Source organism: Pantoea sp. Cr_R13 (assembly GCF_029222565.1).
Lineage (GTDB): Bacteria > Pseudomonadota > Gammaproteobacteria > Enterobacterales > Enterobacteriaceae > Pantoea > Pantoea eucalypti.
In genome coordinates this window covers 161,874-177,739 of sequence record NZ_JARHXL010000009.1, presented here as the reverse complement: position 1 = coordinate 177,739, position 15,866 = coordinate 161,874, and the positions used below count along the sequence as shown (strand labels likewise).

16 protein-coding genes are annotated in these 15,866 nt (G+C 52.2%); 3 read left to right on the top strand and 13 right to left on the bottom strand.

Going from position 1 to position 15,866, the window contains the following annotated elements; genetic code table 11:
- The first annotated feature begins 277 nt into the window (after nt 1-277).
- Nucleotides 278-874, top strand: coding sequence for an undecaprenyl-diphosphatase (locus tag P2R09_RS04805; RefSeq protein ID WP_275768106.1), 597 nt, complete (start codon nt 278-280; stop codon nt 872-874).
- A gap of 264 nt (nt 875-1,138) precedes the next feature.
- A complete protein-coding gene (locus P2R09_RS04800) occupies nt 1,139-1,807 on the top strand; it encodes a winged helix-turn-helix domain-containing protein (protein ID WP_275767585.1) in 669 nt (222 codons plus the stop codon).
- A 467-nt stretch (nt 1,808-2,274) separates the two neighbouring features.
- Here the strand turns inward: P2R09_RS04800 and P2R09_RS04795 are convergent, their stop codons facing one another.
- The 3 genes from P2R09_RS04795 to P2R09_RS04785 form a co-directional block, all read right to left on the bottom strand.
- The gene (locus P2R09_RS04795; RefSeq protein WP_275767584.1) at nt 2,275-2,643 is read right to left on the bottom strand and encodes a helix-turn-helix domain-containing protein; all 369 of its coding nucleotides are present in this window, start codon (nt 2,641-2,643) and stop codon (nt 2,275-2,277) included.
- 573 nt (nt 2,644-3,216) lie between these two features.
- Entirely contained in the window at nt 3,217-3,780 is a 564-nt protein-coding gene (locus P2R09_RS04790) for a glutathione S-transferase family protein (protein WP_275767583.1), read from the bottom strand.
- A 191-nt stretch (nt 3,781-3,971) separates the two neighbouring features.
- Complete coding sequence (locus P2R09_RS04785) at nt 3,972-4,718, bottom strand: SDR family oxidoreductase (protein WP_275767582.1); 747 nt, start codon at nt 4,716-4,718, stop codon at nt 3,972-3,974.
- Between the two features lie 136 nt (nt 4,719-4,854).
- Between P2R09_RS04785 and P2R09_RS04780 the strand changes: the two genes are divergently transcribed.
- Complete coding sequence (locus P2R09_RS04780) at nt 4,855-5,739, top strand: LysR family transcriptional regulator (RefSeq protein WP_275767581.1); 885 nt, start codon at nt 4,855-4,857, stop codon at nt 5,737-5,739.
- Between the two features lie 363 nt (nt 5,740-6,102).
- Here P2R09_RS04780 and araD read toward each other — a convergent pair whose 3' ends face one another.
- The 10 genes from araD to P2R09_RS04730 all read right to left on the bottom strand — a co-directional run bounded on the left by araD (nt 6,103) and on the right by P2R09_RS04730 (nt 15,865).
- Nucleotides 6,103-6,801: an L-ribulose-5-phosphate 4-epimerase gene (gene araD, locus P2R09_RS04775; protein ID WP_275767580.1), complete on the bottom strand. Its 699-nt coding sequence runs from the start codon at nt 6,799-6,801 to the stop codon at nt 6,103-6,105.
- The gene (locus P2R09_RS04770) at nt 6,798-7,658 is read right to left on the bottom strand and encodes an L-ribulose-5-phosphate 3-epimerase (RefSeq protein WP_275767579.1); all 861 of its coding nucleotides are present in this window, start codon (nt 7,656-7,658) and stop codon (nt 6,798-6,800) included. The genes araD and P2R09_RS04770 overlap by 4 nt, the downstream gene beginning before the upstream one ends.
- The gene (gene ulaD, locus P2R09_RS04765; RefSeq protein WP_275767578.1) at nt 7,655-8,311 is read right to left on the bottom strand and encodes a 3-keto-L-gulonate-6-phosphate decarboxylase UlaD; all 657 of its coding nucleotides are present in this window, start codon (nt 8,309-8,311) and stop codon (nt 7,655-7,657) included. Before ulaD ends, P2R09_RS04770 begins: the two co-directional genes overlap by 4 nt.
- On the bottom strand, nt 8,308-9,789 hold the full coding sequence (locus P2R09_RS04760; protein WP_275767577.1) for an FGGY-family carbohydrate kinase: 1,482 nt from the start codon (nt 9,787-9,789) through the stop codon (nt 8,308-8,310). The genes ulaD and P2R09_RS04760 overlap by 4 nt, the downstream gene beginning before the upstream one ends.
- Nucleotides 9,786-11,081 (bottom strand): MFS transporter, encoded by a 1,296-nt coding sequence (locus P2R09_RS04755; protein ID WP_275767576.1) that lies wholly within the window; start codon nt 11,079-11,081, stop codon nt 9,786-9,788. Before P2R09_RS04755 ends, P2R09_RS04760 begins: the two co-directional genes overlap by 4 nt.
- A 14-nt stretch (nt 11,082-11,095) precedes the next feature.
- Complete coding sequence (locus tag P2R09_RS04750; protein WP_275768104.1) at nt 11,096-11,563, bottom strand: YhcH/YjgK/YiaL family protein; 468 nt, start codon at nt 11,561-11,563, stop codon at nt 11,096-11,098.
- 10 nt (nt 11,564-11,573) lie between these two features.
- Nucleotides 11,574-12,572, bottom strand: a complete 999-nt coding sequence (gene yiaK, locus P2R09_RS04745) for a 3-dehydro-L-gulonate 2-dehydrogenase (protein ID WP_275767575.1) — start codon at nt 12,570-12,572, stop codon at nt 11,574-11,576.
- A gap of 250 nt (nt 12,573-12,822) precedes the next feature.
- Nucleotides 12,823-13,653, bottom strand: coding sequence for an SMP-30/gluconolactonase/LRE family protein (locus P2R09_RS04740; protein ID WP_275767574.1), 831 nt, complete (start codon nt 13,651-13,653; stop codon nt 12,823-12,825).
- A 14-nt stretch (nt 13,654-13,667) separates the two neighbouring features.
- Nucleotides 13,668-14,768, bottom strand: coding sequence for a substrate-binding domain-containing protein (locus tag P2R09_RS04735; protein ID WP_275767573.1), 1,101 nt, complete (start codon nt 14,766-14,768; stop codon nt 13,668-13,670).
- Nucleotides 14,765-15,865: an ABC transporter permease gene (locus P2R09_RS04730; protein ID WP_275767572.1), complete on the bottom strand. Its 1,101-nt coding sequence runs from the start codon at nt 15,863-15,865 to the stop codon at nt 14,765-14,767. Before P2R09_RS04730 ends, P2R09_RS04735 begins: the two co-directional genes overlap by 4 nt.
- Between the last annotated feature and the right edge of the window lies 1 nt (nt 15,866).

Sequence of the window (15,866 nt, the reverse complement as noted above, 5' to 3'; positions counted from 1 at the left end):
TGCTTTGCCAGAGAGCGTTTATATTTTAAAATGCGCTGAGTTGCCTGACCTCAGCAGATAAAATAAGCTGCAATGATAATCCCTTTTTTTGGTTGGGCGAAAATTTAGTTTGGTTAAGCCAGTAAATCTGAAATGTAACCTGATTATTTATCCGTGGTAATCGTCTTGCGATGTGTGCCCAAAACACCTCGAATGCAATAAGAATGCTGTTAAGGTTAAACTAATCTTTACCGGAGAAAATAAGGCACATTATCTTTCTCAGTGGATTCAATACGTGATAAATAAACTGGAGCTTCTGAACAGAAGCTGGTTTTTGTTTCTGAATGCTGCCCCTGGTTCGTCAGCTGGGCTAATAGCTTTTGCCACAATTTGTGCAGAGTACACTTTGTATGTTATCCCGTTGACGCTGCCTGGTCAGTGGTTTCTGGGCGGTAAAAACGGTCATCAGCGGGCTCTCTTTTCACTGATCACCATTTTAACGGCCCTTACACTTGGCTTTTTGTGTACGACACTCTGGTTTCAGCCACGTTCTTTTATGGTGCCGCTGGGTCATACCTGGATATATCACGCGCCAGAAACGTCATTCCCCAGTGACCATGCAACATTGTTCTTCAGCGCAGGTCTTTCGCTTCTGCTGGCCGGGTCGCGCATAAGCGGCGGTCTCATCCTGTTTTTATCCCTGTTCGTGGCCTGGTCGCGTATATTTCTGGGTGTGCATTTTCCGCTTGATATGGCAGGAGCCGCTTTGGTTTCGGTGCTGGCCTGTCTTCTTTCCCGCCTGATGTGGCCTTACGTAAACGAAAAACTGACATCCTTCTGTGAAAAAATCAGTATTCGTCTATTTTCCTGGTTGCCCACCAGCTTTACCCCGTGATGCGTCTGACGCCAATAAACATTAGTTAGCCTTAACAATCTAGGCAGGTGTGTTTTGCTCTTCAGGCTGCCGGTTACCACACAGAATCCTATGAAACTCTGGTTTGATGAAGTCCGGGTAGATTAACGGGCTTATGAAAAGAGGATGTAACAGGAATGCGGTCTTGTGAAGCAGGTGATCATAAAATCAGGAAGTTGACAATACGTGCTATTACGTTATTTTAAGTTCAATTAATCTTAACCTTTTTGACCTGCGGACCGGTATATGCGCATTCTGATATTTGATAAAAATCAGGCTTCTTCCCGTTTCGCGCCTGTTTTGATATCCCGGCTGGGATGTGTAACGGACACATTTTCAGATACTGATAATGCGCTTCGCTCGCTGAAAAAGTTTAGCCCTGATCTGTTCATTATCAGTACTTCTCTGCTTTGCGAGCAGCACTGTTCGCTTATCAGGCGTTATCGAAAAAGAGGATTTATAACGCCGGTGATCGTAACAGCCTTCGAAAGCACGAAAGCGCTCAGGATTGCTGCGTATAACGCTGGTGCAGATGACATTGTTTCCGGTGATATTGAGCCTGAGGAATTCGTGGCGCGTATCTGCGCCATTGAGCGGCGAGGGCAGGGACTCACTTCAAACCGCATTCAGCTTCCGCCTTATGAACTGGACTTATCCGGCAGACAGCTCTTAAGGGATGGTACGGAGGTGGAGCTGACCAACTTTGAATATCTCGTAGCAGAATTGCTGATGAAGCGAAATGGAAAGGTCGTTACCCGAGACGAAATGATGGGACAGCTTTATTCAGACTCTGACCTGCGAAATGACGATGTTATTAGTGTGCTGATATGCCGGCTGAAGAAAAAGTTATGCCAGGATTCAGGCTTTCAGATTAAAAGTATACGCGGATTGGGATATATCCTTCGCCATCAATGAGATGTGTTCAGATTAATAACACAGAGTAGCAGGCGACGTCCGCGCGTAAAATGTTTCGTATGACGCCTGGTGATGAAGCGGTGGGTCTTTCGATGATTATGATAGAGAAAGGTTCTCTTTTAGCTCTTATTGTCCTGCCTGACGATGAAAGCAGTTGCCCCGATCGCAGATTGACTAAGATGGCTGAAAAAGTGCTGTTCATAAATCACCAGGTTGCTGGTTCAAAACGGTGATAACCGGCCGTGAGGCCAAATTAAACATGCATCCCGGCTGGGGCAAAAAGACAATTTCAGACGGCGTTTTTATTCAGTCAGAGAAATAGCCCGGAGATTAATCTTTTACGACGCGCATTGATTTCACTTGTTCGGACAGCGTCGACATATCAGCACATCGATGAACGCTTAAACGCAATCGGATATCGGCCATCAAATGGCGGCAATGACTGCCTTAATCACTCTTCAGGCTTATTACTCATCGGATTCGCGCGCCAGGTTAAAGCGTTTATGTGCTTCGGCAATATTAAACTGGTTGTCGTTTGCCCAGTTCACCAGCGCCATGACTGGCACTAACAGCGTCCGGCCCAGTTCGGTGAGTTCGTATTCAACGCGTGGCGGGATAGTCGGATAGACCGTTCTGGTAACATTACCGTCGCGTTCCATTCCCCGTAATGTCAGCGTCAGCATACGTTGGGAGATTCCTTCAATATTGCGTTTTAACTCGCTGAATCGTCGCTTCCCGTTTGCCAGCGAAGCAATGATGTAAAGACTCCATTCATCGCCAATACGATCCAGTATCTCGCGGGTAGCACGGCAGCCTCCCGAATCGGGGGCGGCCATGTCTTCGCTCAGATTTTTATGACTCAGTCACATGGGTGTGCCTTCTTGTTAAATGCTGGAGTGATCTTAATTTTCTTCTGGCACAGAGCGGACTAACATTACGTCGATATCCGTTTTAAACGAAGAGAGTAAAAAAGATGATGCCGCGCAACATATCTTCTTATTGAGATTGAAAGATCACGATACCCGGCGTATTAAAAAAGGCGGCACTTTTGCCATTCTATAAGGAAAAGGAATTATGGCAGATAGAAGACCACTCAATCCTGGTGTAGTTGTTCCTAAACCCGGCGGAGGTACACAGCCCCGCGATCGTAACAACGATGGAAGAGTTCGGGAGAAACGCTCGGATGCAGGTAAACCACGTAAATGATCTTAAGCCGTCTCTGGACGGCTTTATTTGATAATCCAGCCTTATACAGGATTCTCCCAATTATATAACTGCATTGTTAAAACGTAAGCGTTCATTTCTGGTTCAAAGTGAACGTTACCCTCTCATAAACTTTAGAGGTGCAGAACTAATATTGGCATCTGTTAATAAACCGGGAGCAGGGCACGGTTCCTCTTAAAACATCGTCAGGTAGAGAGAATGGCAGACTGCTGGCGAAGATGAAAATTGAAACGCTCCTCAAAATCTGATGACACAGCAGCTTTTACGCTTTCCCTTTCTGCAAGTGCAGTTTTCCATGCGGAGGCACGAGGGAGTCCCTCAAAAATTCTCTCAGTCATTGATGCGTCAATTATTGAGAAGTACCGGAATATGGGCGCATAGACGGCATCAACCATGCTGAATTTTGCACCAGAAAAATAAGGCCCTGAACTCAACTCAGATTCTATGCGTTCAAGCTGACCACGGAACAGGGTACGCTTGCTGTCTGCAATGGCCTGCTCAGAGGCGTTCAAAAATTGCCATAAATTCCCGAGCATTGATGCAGAAAACTCGATCCATGCGCGCTGTCTGGCTCTGACTAATGCATCCTCAGCATACATCGGATTGCCGCCTTGCGTTTCATTAAGGTATTCGCAAATCACCATACTCTCGAAAAGGATGGCATCTTCGCCACCAGCTTTGCGTATTTTAAGTAGTGGTACTTTACCTGTAGGTGAAAGAGTAATAAACCACTCAGGCTTTGCCGACAAGTCAACATTTATGCGTTAAAACGGCACATTTTTCTCAAGTAGCACGATCGCTGAACGCTGCACAAATGGACATAGTGGATGGCTAATCAGTGTCAAATCATGGGCAGGCATTTCTGACTCCAGTTAATATAATTGCCCGCCATGAAAGAGGAGAGGGCGGGCGTGATAGAAGGATGATTTTATTTGAAGGTTTAGATTGAAACGCCGCCGTCGATAATAATCTCTGAACCCACGGTCCATGCAGATTCATCAGATGCGAAGTAAAGCACTGCCTGAGCTACTTCATGAGGCTTACCAAAACGGCCTGCAGGAATGGTAGCAACAATATCTTTCATCACTTGATCATGGTATTCCACCGGGATGCCCGCCTTATCATAAAGCGGTGTATCAACAGGACCCGGACTCACTGCATTAATACGGATTCCACGTGGAAGTAATTCATTTGAAAGTGTTTTAGACATGTTCAGTAATGCTGCTTTCGTTGAGCCGTAAACTGAAGAGTTTGCGGGTCCAGTGTGCGCATTCACAGAGGTATTAAATACTACTGATGCTGAGTTTGCGAACACGGGCAGCAGCGCCTGCATCAGGAAGTAAGGACCTTTAACGTTGATAGCATAAATGCGGTCAAACATTTCTTCTGTCCATACTTCAACGGGCATATACATTGATATACCCGCATTCAGGAAAGCAATATCAAGTTCACCAAAGTGTTGTTTAACCGCCTGAGCGAGTGCCTTTTGTGCATCTATATTAGCGGAATCAGCGCTCACGATTAATACATCATTACCAAGTTCTGATTTTGCCTTTGCGATTGAATCCGGGTTAACACCAGTCACAATTACGCGTGCACCCTCTTTAACAAAGAGCTTAGCCGTTTCAAGACCAATGCCACTTGTTCCACCTGTAATCAGTGCGCGTTTACCTTTAAGTCTGGACATCTGAAACTCTCCTGTTGGCTTTAACAGCGGATCGGCGAATGGCCGATGAGGAGACACTATATGCTCATGCTTATTTAGTGATAAGATTGTAATAATGCATATGATTCATGTGATAAAAGCATAAATGGAACGTCGGATGGATAAATTACTTTTGATGACATGTTTTGTCCGTACCGTTGAAACCGGCAGCTTTACCGCAGCTGGCAGAGATTTAGGTTTAGGACAACCGAACGTCAGTCGTCATGTAGCAACCCTCGAAGAGCATTTGCAGACCAGATTACTTCACAGATCGACCCGCAGGATCTCATTAACGCCTGAAGGCGAACGTTATTATCTGGAAGCAAGACGTATTCTGGATGCTGTCGAAGAGTCAGAGTCCTCTTTCAGAGAAAATGTCAGACCAACAGGGCTGTTACGCGTTGCCTGCCCGACAGCACTGGCCCATACATTCTTAGTTCCGCACATCCCGGACTTTTTAGAGCGCAATCCTGAGCTGGCACTGGACCTTCAGATTAATGACCGCTATATAAATCTCGTTGATGAAGGGGCTGAGCTGGCAATACGGATCGGCCACCTGGAAGACAGTTCTATGCATGCCCGCAGGCTTGGTATGTTTGAGCGAGTCTGTGTTGCCAGTGATAAGTACCTGGCTAAACACGGCACCCCTGATACGCCAGAAGATCTAAAAAAACACAATTGTCTGATCTATACCCTGTTGACGACAGGAGCCACCTGGCGGTTTCAGGATATTAATGTTCCTGTTACTGGCCGGCTCAGGGTCAATTCACCTGAAGCAATACAGAAATTTGTCAATGCGGGAGTTGGGATCGCACAGGGTCCTAAATGGTTGTTCAAAGAGGGGCTGGAAAGTGGCGAACTGCAATTATTGCTGACGGATTATACTGCGCCGCCCGTTCCTGTTCAGGCTGTTTATATTGCCAACCGACTTCTGCCAAAACGGGCGATTGTATTCATGGACTTTGTAGCAGACGTTTTTAAAAAATCCGGCTTTCAGGATTAGCAGTTTAGTGAAATGTATCTGAGATAACGAACATAACTGAATCTACAATAATATTTAGTCAGACTCTGGCGGTTTCTTTTAACTTCATGATTGATAATAATCGCTTTGCTTAGCGTCGATGCGAGAATTTCATATTATCAGATATCTGTCCTGGAACAGCTCATCACCTTATAGTGCATCATTATCAAATTCCCATTTAATACGATTCGCTGATCGATAAAGCACCTATGCTACAGGGCGTTAATGATCGACTGAATTTACTAACCAGGCAGCTTACAGCGCACTCTGCATGACCTGGCGTTGATGAGATTTCCAGCTTAACCCATCACGCCAGGCAGAGTGTTACCAAAGTCGAACCCGTAATTACTGGCCGTAATAAGCATTAGCGCCATGTTTTCTGAGAAAATGCTTGTCCAGCAAGGGTTGCTGCATTCGGGCGATCCCGGGTGAGAGGTGACGGGAGAAAATACCCATATAGGCAACCTCTTCAAGTACAACCGCGTTGTGTACCGCGCTATCGGCGTCTTTTCCCCATGCAAACGGGCCGTGTGCGTTGACCAGCACGGCAGGAATCGCCGAAGGCGACAACCCGCGCTGCGCGAACGTCTCGATAATCACTTTGCCGGTGTTGTGTTCATAATCATGCGCAATCTCGGCATCTGTCATCAGTCGGGTACAGGGAATCGTGCCGTAAAAGTAGTCGGCATGTGTTGTGCCCCAGGCCGGGATGTCCTGACCCGCCTGAGCCCAGATAGTGGCGTGGCGCGAATGGGTATGTACAATACCGCCGATGTCTTCAAAGGCGAGGTAGAGTGCCAGGTGAGTCGCGGTATCCGATGAGGGCTTTTTATTGCCTTCCACCACGCGCCCGCTTTCCAGTTCCACCACGACGATGTCGTCCACCGTCATACCGTCGTACTCCACGCCAGAGGGTTTGATGGCTATCAGCCCCTGTGCGCGATCAACTGCGCTGACGTTGCCCCAGGTAAAAGTTACAAGGTTATGGCGCGGCAGTGCCAGGTTAGCGGCCAGCACCTGCTCTTTCATTGCTTTTATGCTCATACTAAACCTCCTTCCTGCATTTTCTGTTCAATCCAGCGCCGCGCATTCACAATTTCAGCAACCGGCTCTTCCGCTTTTTCTGTCCACATTTCAATCAGGAACGACCCACGATAATTCAGCGCTTTGAGCGTGCGGAATATGCCAACAAAGTCGACGCAGCCTTCACCAAAAGGCACATCACGAAACTGTCCGGGCGAGCTTGTGGTTACAGGTTGCGTATCTTTCAGATGAATGGCAGCGATGCGATCAATGCCCAGAGTCAGCTCAGCGGTCACATCGTTGCCCCAGGCGCTGAGATTGCCTACATCCGGATAGACGGAAAACCACGGCGAAGCCTGCTGCTGCTCCCAGACTTTCCACTTACTGATCGCGTTCATAAACTCGGTGTCCATAATCTCAACGGCCAGCATCACCTGGGCCGCTGCGGCACGCTGCACCGCGCGTGATAGCCCTTCAGCAAAGCGTGCCACGGTGCCTTCATCATGGGGTTCGTAATAGACGTCATAACCCGCAAGCTGGATCGTGCGAATCCCGACATCTTTTGCCAGCTGGATAGCCTGATCAATGAGGTCGTCCGCGCGCTGACGGATTGCCGGATCGTGACTGCCAAAAGGGAAGCGGCGGTGTCCCGACAGGCACATGGAGGGAATGGTGACACCGGTTTCAATCGTGGCATTCACCAGCGACAGTCGCTGCTCTTTGGTCCAGTTCAGGCGCGCCAGCCTTGCATCGGTTTCATCCACCGACATTTCTACAAAATCAAAACCACAGGCTTTTGCCAGCGCGAGTCGTTCAGGCCAGGTGAGATTGGCGGGCAGGGCTTTTTCGTAAATACCTAACGGATGCTGGTGTTTCATACGGTTCCCCAAATGCTGGCAATGGCCTGATGGAATTCTGCGGCGCGCTGGATACCGCTGGTGGGATCGCTGAGGGCACGACCAGCGATAAACGCTTTAACGTCAACGTCTTTAAATTGCGAAAGGTCCTGAGGCGTAATCCCGCCGGTGATGGAGAGGGCAAAACCCATATCTGACAGGGCTTTCAAGGTATCCAGATCCTGCTGATTCCACTGCTGCCCGCTGGCCTGCGCATCCCGGCCACGGTGATAAATGGCCTGTTTTAATCCCAGCTGCCGCCATCTCCGGGCATCGTCCAGCGTCCAGTTGCCAAACAGTTCGATCTGAATATCGCCCTTGTGCTGCTGAGCGACTTCCAGCGCGCTGGCAAAAGTCGCCAGCGGCGCGGCACAGATAACCGTCATCCAGTTTGCGCCTGCGCTAAAGGCCATGTCGGCCAGCGTGCCGCCGGCATCTGCCACTTTATAGTCAGCCACCACTGTTTTCTCCGGATGCTGCTGGCGCAGACAGCGCACGGCTTCCACTCCGCAACTCAGACACAACAGGGTACCGGCTTCGATGATATCCACATGCGGGTGGAGCTGTTGAGCGGTACTCAGCGCCGCATCCAGCTCAGTGTGATCCAGCGCCAGCTGGAGTAAGGGCAGGCTCATAAGGTGGCTCCTTGTGCGTCACTCAGGACGCGGATCAGATGCTGATAACGCTGATACTTGTGCTGATAACGGGCATGTCTTGTGCTGTCTGGGTGCCAGGTCACGATATCCGGCGCTAAGGCTCGTTGCGCCTGTTTCAGTGAGGCGTAAGCGCCGGTACCGGCTAGTGCCACCAGTGCCGCACCAAGACAGCCGCTTTCGCTGATCTGTGGCACTTCTACCGTCAGGCCACTGGCATCGGCAAACATCTGCATCCAGGGCGCGGATCGCGTGGGGCCGCCGCTGAGCCGCAGGGCAGTGATCTCGGGAAAACGTTGCAGAATGCGGTTCAGATGCGTCAGGTGTGAAAACACCACACCTTCGTAGATGGCTTGCACCAGATGGGCGCGCGTATGACCCGCCTGCAGACCAAAGAAACTGCCGTGCAGATCGGCCCCGGCGTTAGTGCCGTATAAAAAAGGCAGAAACAGCAGCGCAGTGCTGGCGGGTTCCAGATCCGTGACCCACTGGTTTAACAGGCTGTAGTCGCTGATGCCCCACTGTTCGCAGAACCATTCCAGGTTGGCGGCCGAGGTCGGGCTGGCTTCATGGATCAGGTAATGTCCCTCGATGGCATAACGGCCATAAACGTAGGGATAGTCTGCTTCGTCGCTGATGCCGTCGGTAATGCCGCTGGTCACCGACCAGGTGCCCATCACTGCGTTCAGGCGCGTTGCGTCATTCAGCCCGGCACACAGGGCAGTCGACATCACGTCAAACAGACCACCAACAACCGGCGTTCCGGGCTGCAAACCGCACGCCGCAGACGCCCCGGCAGTCACATAACCGGCAATCTGCGTTGAGCCGATAATCGGTGGCAGAGCGGGTACGATTTCGCTGATATCCAGCATTTCAGCCAGCGCGGGTGACCAGTCGGCAGCCTGCATGTCGTAGAGATTGGATTCGGAAATATTGGTTTCTTCGCAAGCCAGTTCACCGGTCAGGCAGAAACGCAGGTAATCGTGGGCCATCAGCACGCTGCCAATCGCGGCATAGCGTTCTGGCTGATGCAGCTTAAGCCAGCGCAGGAGTGAAACCGGATGACCGGTCCACAGTGTCTGTCGGGTCAGTGGGTAAAGCTGCTGCGGCACGCCTTCCCGCTGCCACTGCTGAACCAGACTCAGGGCGCGACGATCAGAAGATAAGATGCCATTTCCCAGCGGGTTACGATCTTTATCCAGCAGGAATAGCCCTTTACCCTGAGCAGAGATGCCTAATCCTGCGACATCGGCGGCATCCTGACCGCTGCTGGTCAGTACCTCGCGAATCACCGCTGCCGCCTGCTGCCAGAGCAGCGTCATATCACGTTCGGCATAACCCGGCTCTGGTACCTGTACTGGCAGGTTTTGCCGTGCAACAGCCAGCTCGCGGCCTTCAATATCGTAAAGCCCGGCTTTGATAAAGGTGCCGCCGCAATCCAGTCCCAGCCAGCGTTTCATACCGCCTCCTGTTTAGCTGAGTCACAACGGGCAGGCAGCGTCATTGCCAGTAGCGCAGCCAGCGCCAGCGAAATGGCAAGGCTGTAAACCCCGGCATCTTTGCTGTAGAACGCAATCAGCATGCCGACCATATAAGGCCCGCAGAAGCCGCCCAAATTGCCAAGTGCGTTGATCAGTCCGCGCGCGCCGCCCGCAACTTCGGCATTGAAGAGACGCGGCGGTATACTCCAGAACACGCCGGCCGCAGACTGAATAAAAACGCCACAGCCCACCAGCGCAGCATATGACCACCAGATATGCGCTTTCAGTAGCACGGAGAGCGCCATGCATAACGCAAAGCCAGCCAGCGGCAGTGCTACAAACAGCTTACGCTGTCCGGTCGCATCCGACAGAACCGAAAAGAGGAACATGCCAAAGATCGCGCCGACATAGGGAAGAATGGCCAGCATACCGACCTGCTCGACGTTGCCGTGCGTCAGCTCTTTCAGGATGGTGGGCAGCCACAGTGTGTAGCCATAAATCCCCGTCTGGTAAAAGAAATTGACCATGATCAGCCGCCACATCACGGGCTCGCGCATGACCCGCATCAGAGAAGCATTACGCACGTTCTGCCCTTTGATCATCAGCTGCTCATTATGCAGCGTGGTGATCAGGTACTGCTTTTCAGCGGGAGAGATCCAGTTCGCTTCCTGCGGTCGATTACTGATGGTGAAATGCCACAGGGCCATAACCACCAGTGATAATGCGCCTTCCACATAAAACAGCATGCGCCAGTCCCAGTGGGTGATGATCCAGCCGGAGAGCGGTGCAGTGATGATTCCGGCGATCGGCACAAACATGATCACAATGGCATTGGCACGACCGCGCTCGGCATCCGGGAACCAGTTGCCAATCATCGTCAGGACCACCGGCAGCATGCCGCCTTCGGCAATCCCTAGCGCGAAACGCAGCGCCAGCAGCTGATACTGACTGGTAGCCATACCGGTGAGCATCGAAATGATCGCCCAGGCCAGCAATGACCAGCCGATAAAACGTTTACCGTTGCCATACACGGCCAGCTTGCCACCCGGCACCTGCAGGAAGAGATAACCAATAAAGAAAATGCCGCCTGCCAGGCCAGCCATGGAGGCACTGATACCCAGTTCGGCATCCATACCGCCTGGCATGGCAAAGGCAATATTGACCCGGTCCATGTAAGAAATGATGCAGGTGATAAGGATGGGGGGAATGATCCGTAACCAGCGCAGGGCGGGGATCTTCTCACGATTAACGGCGGTCGATGTCAGACTCATGGCTTCCTCCTTGCTTAAACCAGATCGCGGGTGGGGATCTTAATCACCACTTTGCGAATCGGACCCGGCGTACTCACCGTGCAATTCGGCCGGTGAATATCCTGCGGGAAAAACACGGCAAAGGTGCCCGGCAGCATACGCACCAAGGTCTCATCCGGCGCATGCTGGAAGAAGATGATGTCGCGCTCGCTGTCGTAAGGCTGGTGCACCGGTAAATCCAGGGGGTGCGTGGCTACGCCGATCACTTCTTCGCCTGCCACCAGATATTGCACATCAATATGCAGTCGATGCGCTTCCGGAAAGTTCTCCTCCGACCGGGCCGTTTGCAGATCCAGCACCTGCATGATCCAGCCCGTTTTGCTGTCCTGATAGCGTCCTGCACCCAGTGTGGTCAGGTCGTGGCGATTGAGACAGTCGAGTGCCCGTGCAATTGCCGGTGGATAGTGGCGCGAGTCCGTGTTCGCAATATGTCCGGTGATCATCATTTTCTCCTTACAGCGCCTGAATACGTGCCCAGATGCGTTCATCCACTGGAATGCCAAGACGCTGATTTTCAGCCCGCAGCGGCGGAAACTTATCGCCGGGCAGCCTTATCGCCTGCCCGCTGTCGGCCCGTTCTGCGTTAATAACGGATGCACGGATGCGGTCGAGTTTGTGCTGGCGGGTTTCACCATCAATGAGACGGTCTACATCAATCGCGATAAAGACCTGAGAAATGCCGAACTCATCGCCGTTGTCGTGTGTGACTTCGGTGACAGAGGCACCGTTGGAGAGGAGGGTGGCCAGCATGTCGAGCACTACCGACAGCGCGGAGCCTTTCCAGTAACCCATGGGTAAGATGCGGCGGTTTTGCTCAAGGGTGGCCGGGTCGCGGGTATAATTGCCTTCGTCATCAAACCCACCGTCGACCGGCAGGCTTTTACCCGCCAGACGATTCACTTCAAGCATGCCGTAGGAGAACATCGACATCGACATATCCACCATGGTGATCGGCTCGCCAGGCACGGCGATGATCAGCGGGTTAGTCCCGATGGCCCCGCTTTTCGCACCCCACGGCGGCATCACGGCAATCGAGTTCGTCCAGCAAATGCCCACAAACCCTTTTTCTGCCGCCTGCCAGCCGTAACTGCCGCCGCGCATCCAGTGATTAGCATTACGCAACGCCACCAGCCCGATACCGTGTTCAGATGCCACGGCCATGGCGCGATCCATCATGCTATGCGCGGTGATATTGCCGATAGCGCGCTGCGCGTCCCACTGCTCGATGGCGCCAAGCGACAGGACTTTTTGCGCGTCAGCATCAGGAGCGATATGGCCTGCGTCCAGTTGCTGAATAAAACGCGGGAAGCGGTTTACACCGTGTGAATAGACGCCGTTGAGACTGGTTTCGGTAAACATGTGCGCGCAGGCTTCAGCTTTACCCTGGGGCACATTACGACTGGTGAGTACGCGGAGAAACTCCTCATACAACTGCTGATAACTGATTCTCATACGACTGATGCTCCCGGCGCTGCCTTAAATTTCATAATGTGGAATGTCATTTCAACTAAATGCTATGGGGAAAAACAGAGCCAGTCAAAGAAATGACCTGAAAATTATTTCATATAAATCAGTTGGATATATTTATCTGCGGCTTTTGTGATCTCAGGCTTTTTTGCCAGATTTTGCCCGCAGAAAACCCGTCAGCGCCCGATGCGCTGACATGATTGACGCCTGTCTCCGTTCCGCCTGCCGGGTCGGTTTAGCGCAGGATTACCCGGTAGAGCGAGGTATTGGCTGTGATATAAAGTTCATTATTGTCGGGTCCGCCAAGCGTGCAGTTAGATACCGTTTCGGGAATCGGGATTTTGCCTTTACGCGCGCCGCAGGCGTCAAAAATGATCACCCCGTCAGCGCAACTGCAGTAGATATCACCATTGGTGTCCACACAGAATCCGTCCGGGAAGCCGGGCGTGACATCGGCAAAAAATTGCCCGGCTGACAGCGCCTGTCCATCCACCCTGTAAACCCGCAGCTGATGGCGTCCCAGCGTCGGGAAGTCCACCACCGACATATCGGCCACGTAAAGCAGGCTTTCATCGGGTGAGAAGGCCAGTCCGTTAGGGCGCTGCAGATCGCTGGCTGCAATGCTGAGTTGCCCGCTTCCGGGGTCATAGCAGTAGAGATAGCAGCCAATGACCTGGCTTGGAGCCAGATAGCCTTCATGATCGTTAACGATTCCATAAGGCGGATCGGTAAACCAGATGGTGCCATCAGAGCGGATCGCCAGATCGTTGGGCGAGTTAAAGCGTTTGCCCTCGACTTTGTCGATCAGCACGCTGACCGAGCCGTCTGTTTCGGTCCGACTGATTGCCCGACGGCCATGTTCGCAACTGACGACACGTCCCTGACTATCCCGGGCATTGCCGTTGGCATAGTTAGAATGATGACGCCAGATACTAAGTTCACCGTTGCGCTGCCAGCAGTACATGCGGTTGCCTTTTACATCGCTGAATACCACCGCATCATGCTGCGGTAGCCATACCGGGCCTTCGGCCCAGATGGCAGGGGAACACAGTTTTTCTACCTGCATGCTGCTGGCCTCCGTTACTTCACGCCCCAGATGGTTTTGTAATGATCCTGATAACCGTTTGCAGGATCGTAATTATTCTGCGGTCCGCCATCCGCGCTGATATTTTCTTTGGTAATCAGATGCGCGGGCGTCACATAGCCTGAAGAGGGTTGACCAGCGAAGGCGCGGTTAAACTCATCCAGCAGCTGCCAGCCATGCAGTTTCAAGGGTTCAGCCACGGTAGCGACCTGACTTTCCCCATTACGAATGCGCTGGAAGGCCGAGATTGATCCATCACCCGCTGAGATATTGTAAGGCGGGTTTTTGCCACCTTTGCCTGCGGTTTTCAGCGCCGGTGCCATAAAGTCGAAATAGAGATCGTTAATGGCCAGCGAATACTGCCAGCGGTCGCCGTACTTTTGTAACAGGCTGAAGGTCAGCGACGGCATACGGTTAGAGGTATCGGCCAGTGGCGTATCAATAAAGTCGATGACCTTACACTCGCTGCATTTTTCAATTTCCTGCTTCATCGCATTGGCTTTATCCAGCGCGATTTTATACAGCGAGTCGGTAAAGATAATGACCTGGGCTTTGCCGCCCGATTTCACTACGGCGTACTGTGCCGCCAGACGGGCAACCTCGTTTGAGTCCGAGGTAATGTTATCCGTAATGCCGTACTGCTTAATCGGCCCCGGCGCTGGTTCCGCATGCCATGCCATCAGCACAATTTTTTGCTGCACGGCTTTTTTAAGCGGCATTTTGGCAACGTTGGGATTCCAGCCGCCAATAATGATGCCGTCCGGACGCTGAGCAATCGCCTGATTCAGGGCAGCGAGCTGATCTTTCACCGATCCCGCGCCGTCCAGCGTATCCAGCTTCCAGCCAGCAACTTTTGCCGCCTCGCTCAGGCCTTGCTGAACGCCCTGCACACCGCCGTTTTTCATATCTGAGGCAATAAAAATTAACGTCTTATTCGCCTGGAGCTTCGGGCCTGTGGTGGGGCCATCCCACGTGGTTGCACTGGACGTGGCTTTCGCGACGGCCGCGGTAGCTTGTTCCAGATAGCTGTCTGCATGAGCGGGCAGAGAGGCTACCAGCATGGCAACGAGAGAAAGACCAAATACCGGATTTTTCATAATGAGTTCCCTGGTGTGATGGTTTTTTGCTGTGGGTCAGTGGTGGTCGCTGGCGTGCTCTGACTGCGCACGACGGCTTTTTGGTTCAACATACGGCGACGCTGGGCATAACCGGCAAGCGTAATCGACAGCAACAGCGTGGCACCGTTAAACAGCGGCTCAACCCAGAAGGCCCCGCCAAATTGCTGGATGCCGGCAATACCGATAGCCAGAATGGCAATCCCGACCACGGTGCCCCAGACGTTAACCCGCCCCGGCCGGATGGTGGTGCTGCCAAGAAAAGCACCCACTAAGGCTGGCAGCAGGTAATCCATGCCAACGCTGGCCTGACCGACGCCCTGTTCAGCGGCAATAAGCACGCCGCTGAAGCCGGTAATAACACTGGAGGCGATAAAGGAGCCAATCACATATTTATTAACGGCAATACCGTTGAGCCGGGCTGCCACGGGGTTGCCACCCACGGCGTACATGCATCTTCCCAGCGGCGTATGCTCAGTGACCAGCCATAACACCAGCGCCAGGCCCAGCACATAGAATGCGCCAATCGGGATGCCAAATATTTCTGTACTGTGCAGCGCACTGAAGGCGTCCGGCAGATCACCCACAATCTGTCGGCCTCCCGAGTGCCACAGCGCAATGGCATACAGCACCGTGCCGGAGCCGAGCGTAGCAACAAAGCTGTCAATATCTGCCAGCGCCACCAGAATGCCGTTCAGCAGGCCATACAGCGCTGACAAGACCAGCACGGTCAGCACGGCCATCTGCCATGAGAATCCATATTCCACCTGCAGCGTAATGGCCAGAATGTGCCAGAGTACGATGCCGAAACCGACGTTCAGATCTATTTTGCCAACGATCATTGGCAGAGTGGCTGCCAGCGCCAGCAGGGCAATTTTCGCCTTACTCGACAGTATCGCCTGTACGGTCAGCATGGAGGCAAAGGTGGGGGAGAGCGCTGAGAAAATTAACGCTAACAGCACGCATAACAGCAATAACCCATAGCGGGTGAGGACCTGCATCGACCATGGCGCAAAGCCATGCTGCGCAAGGCTGACCCGTTGTTCGAGTGCGGTAGATTTCACCGAAGTTTTAGACATA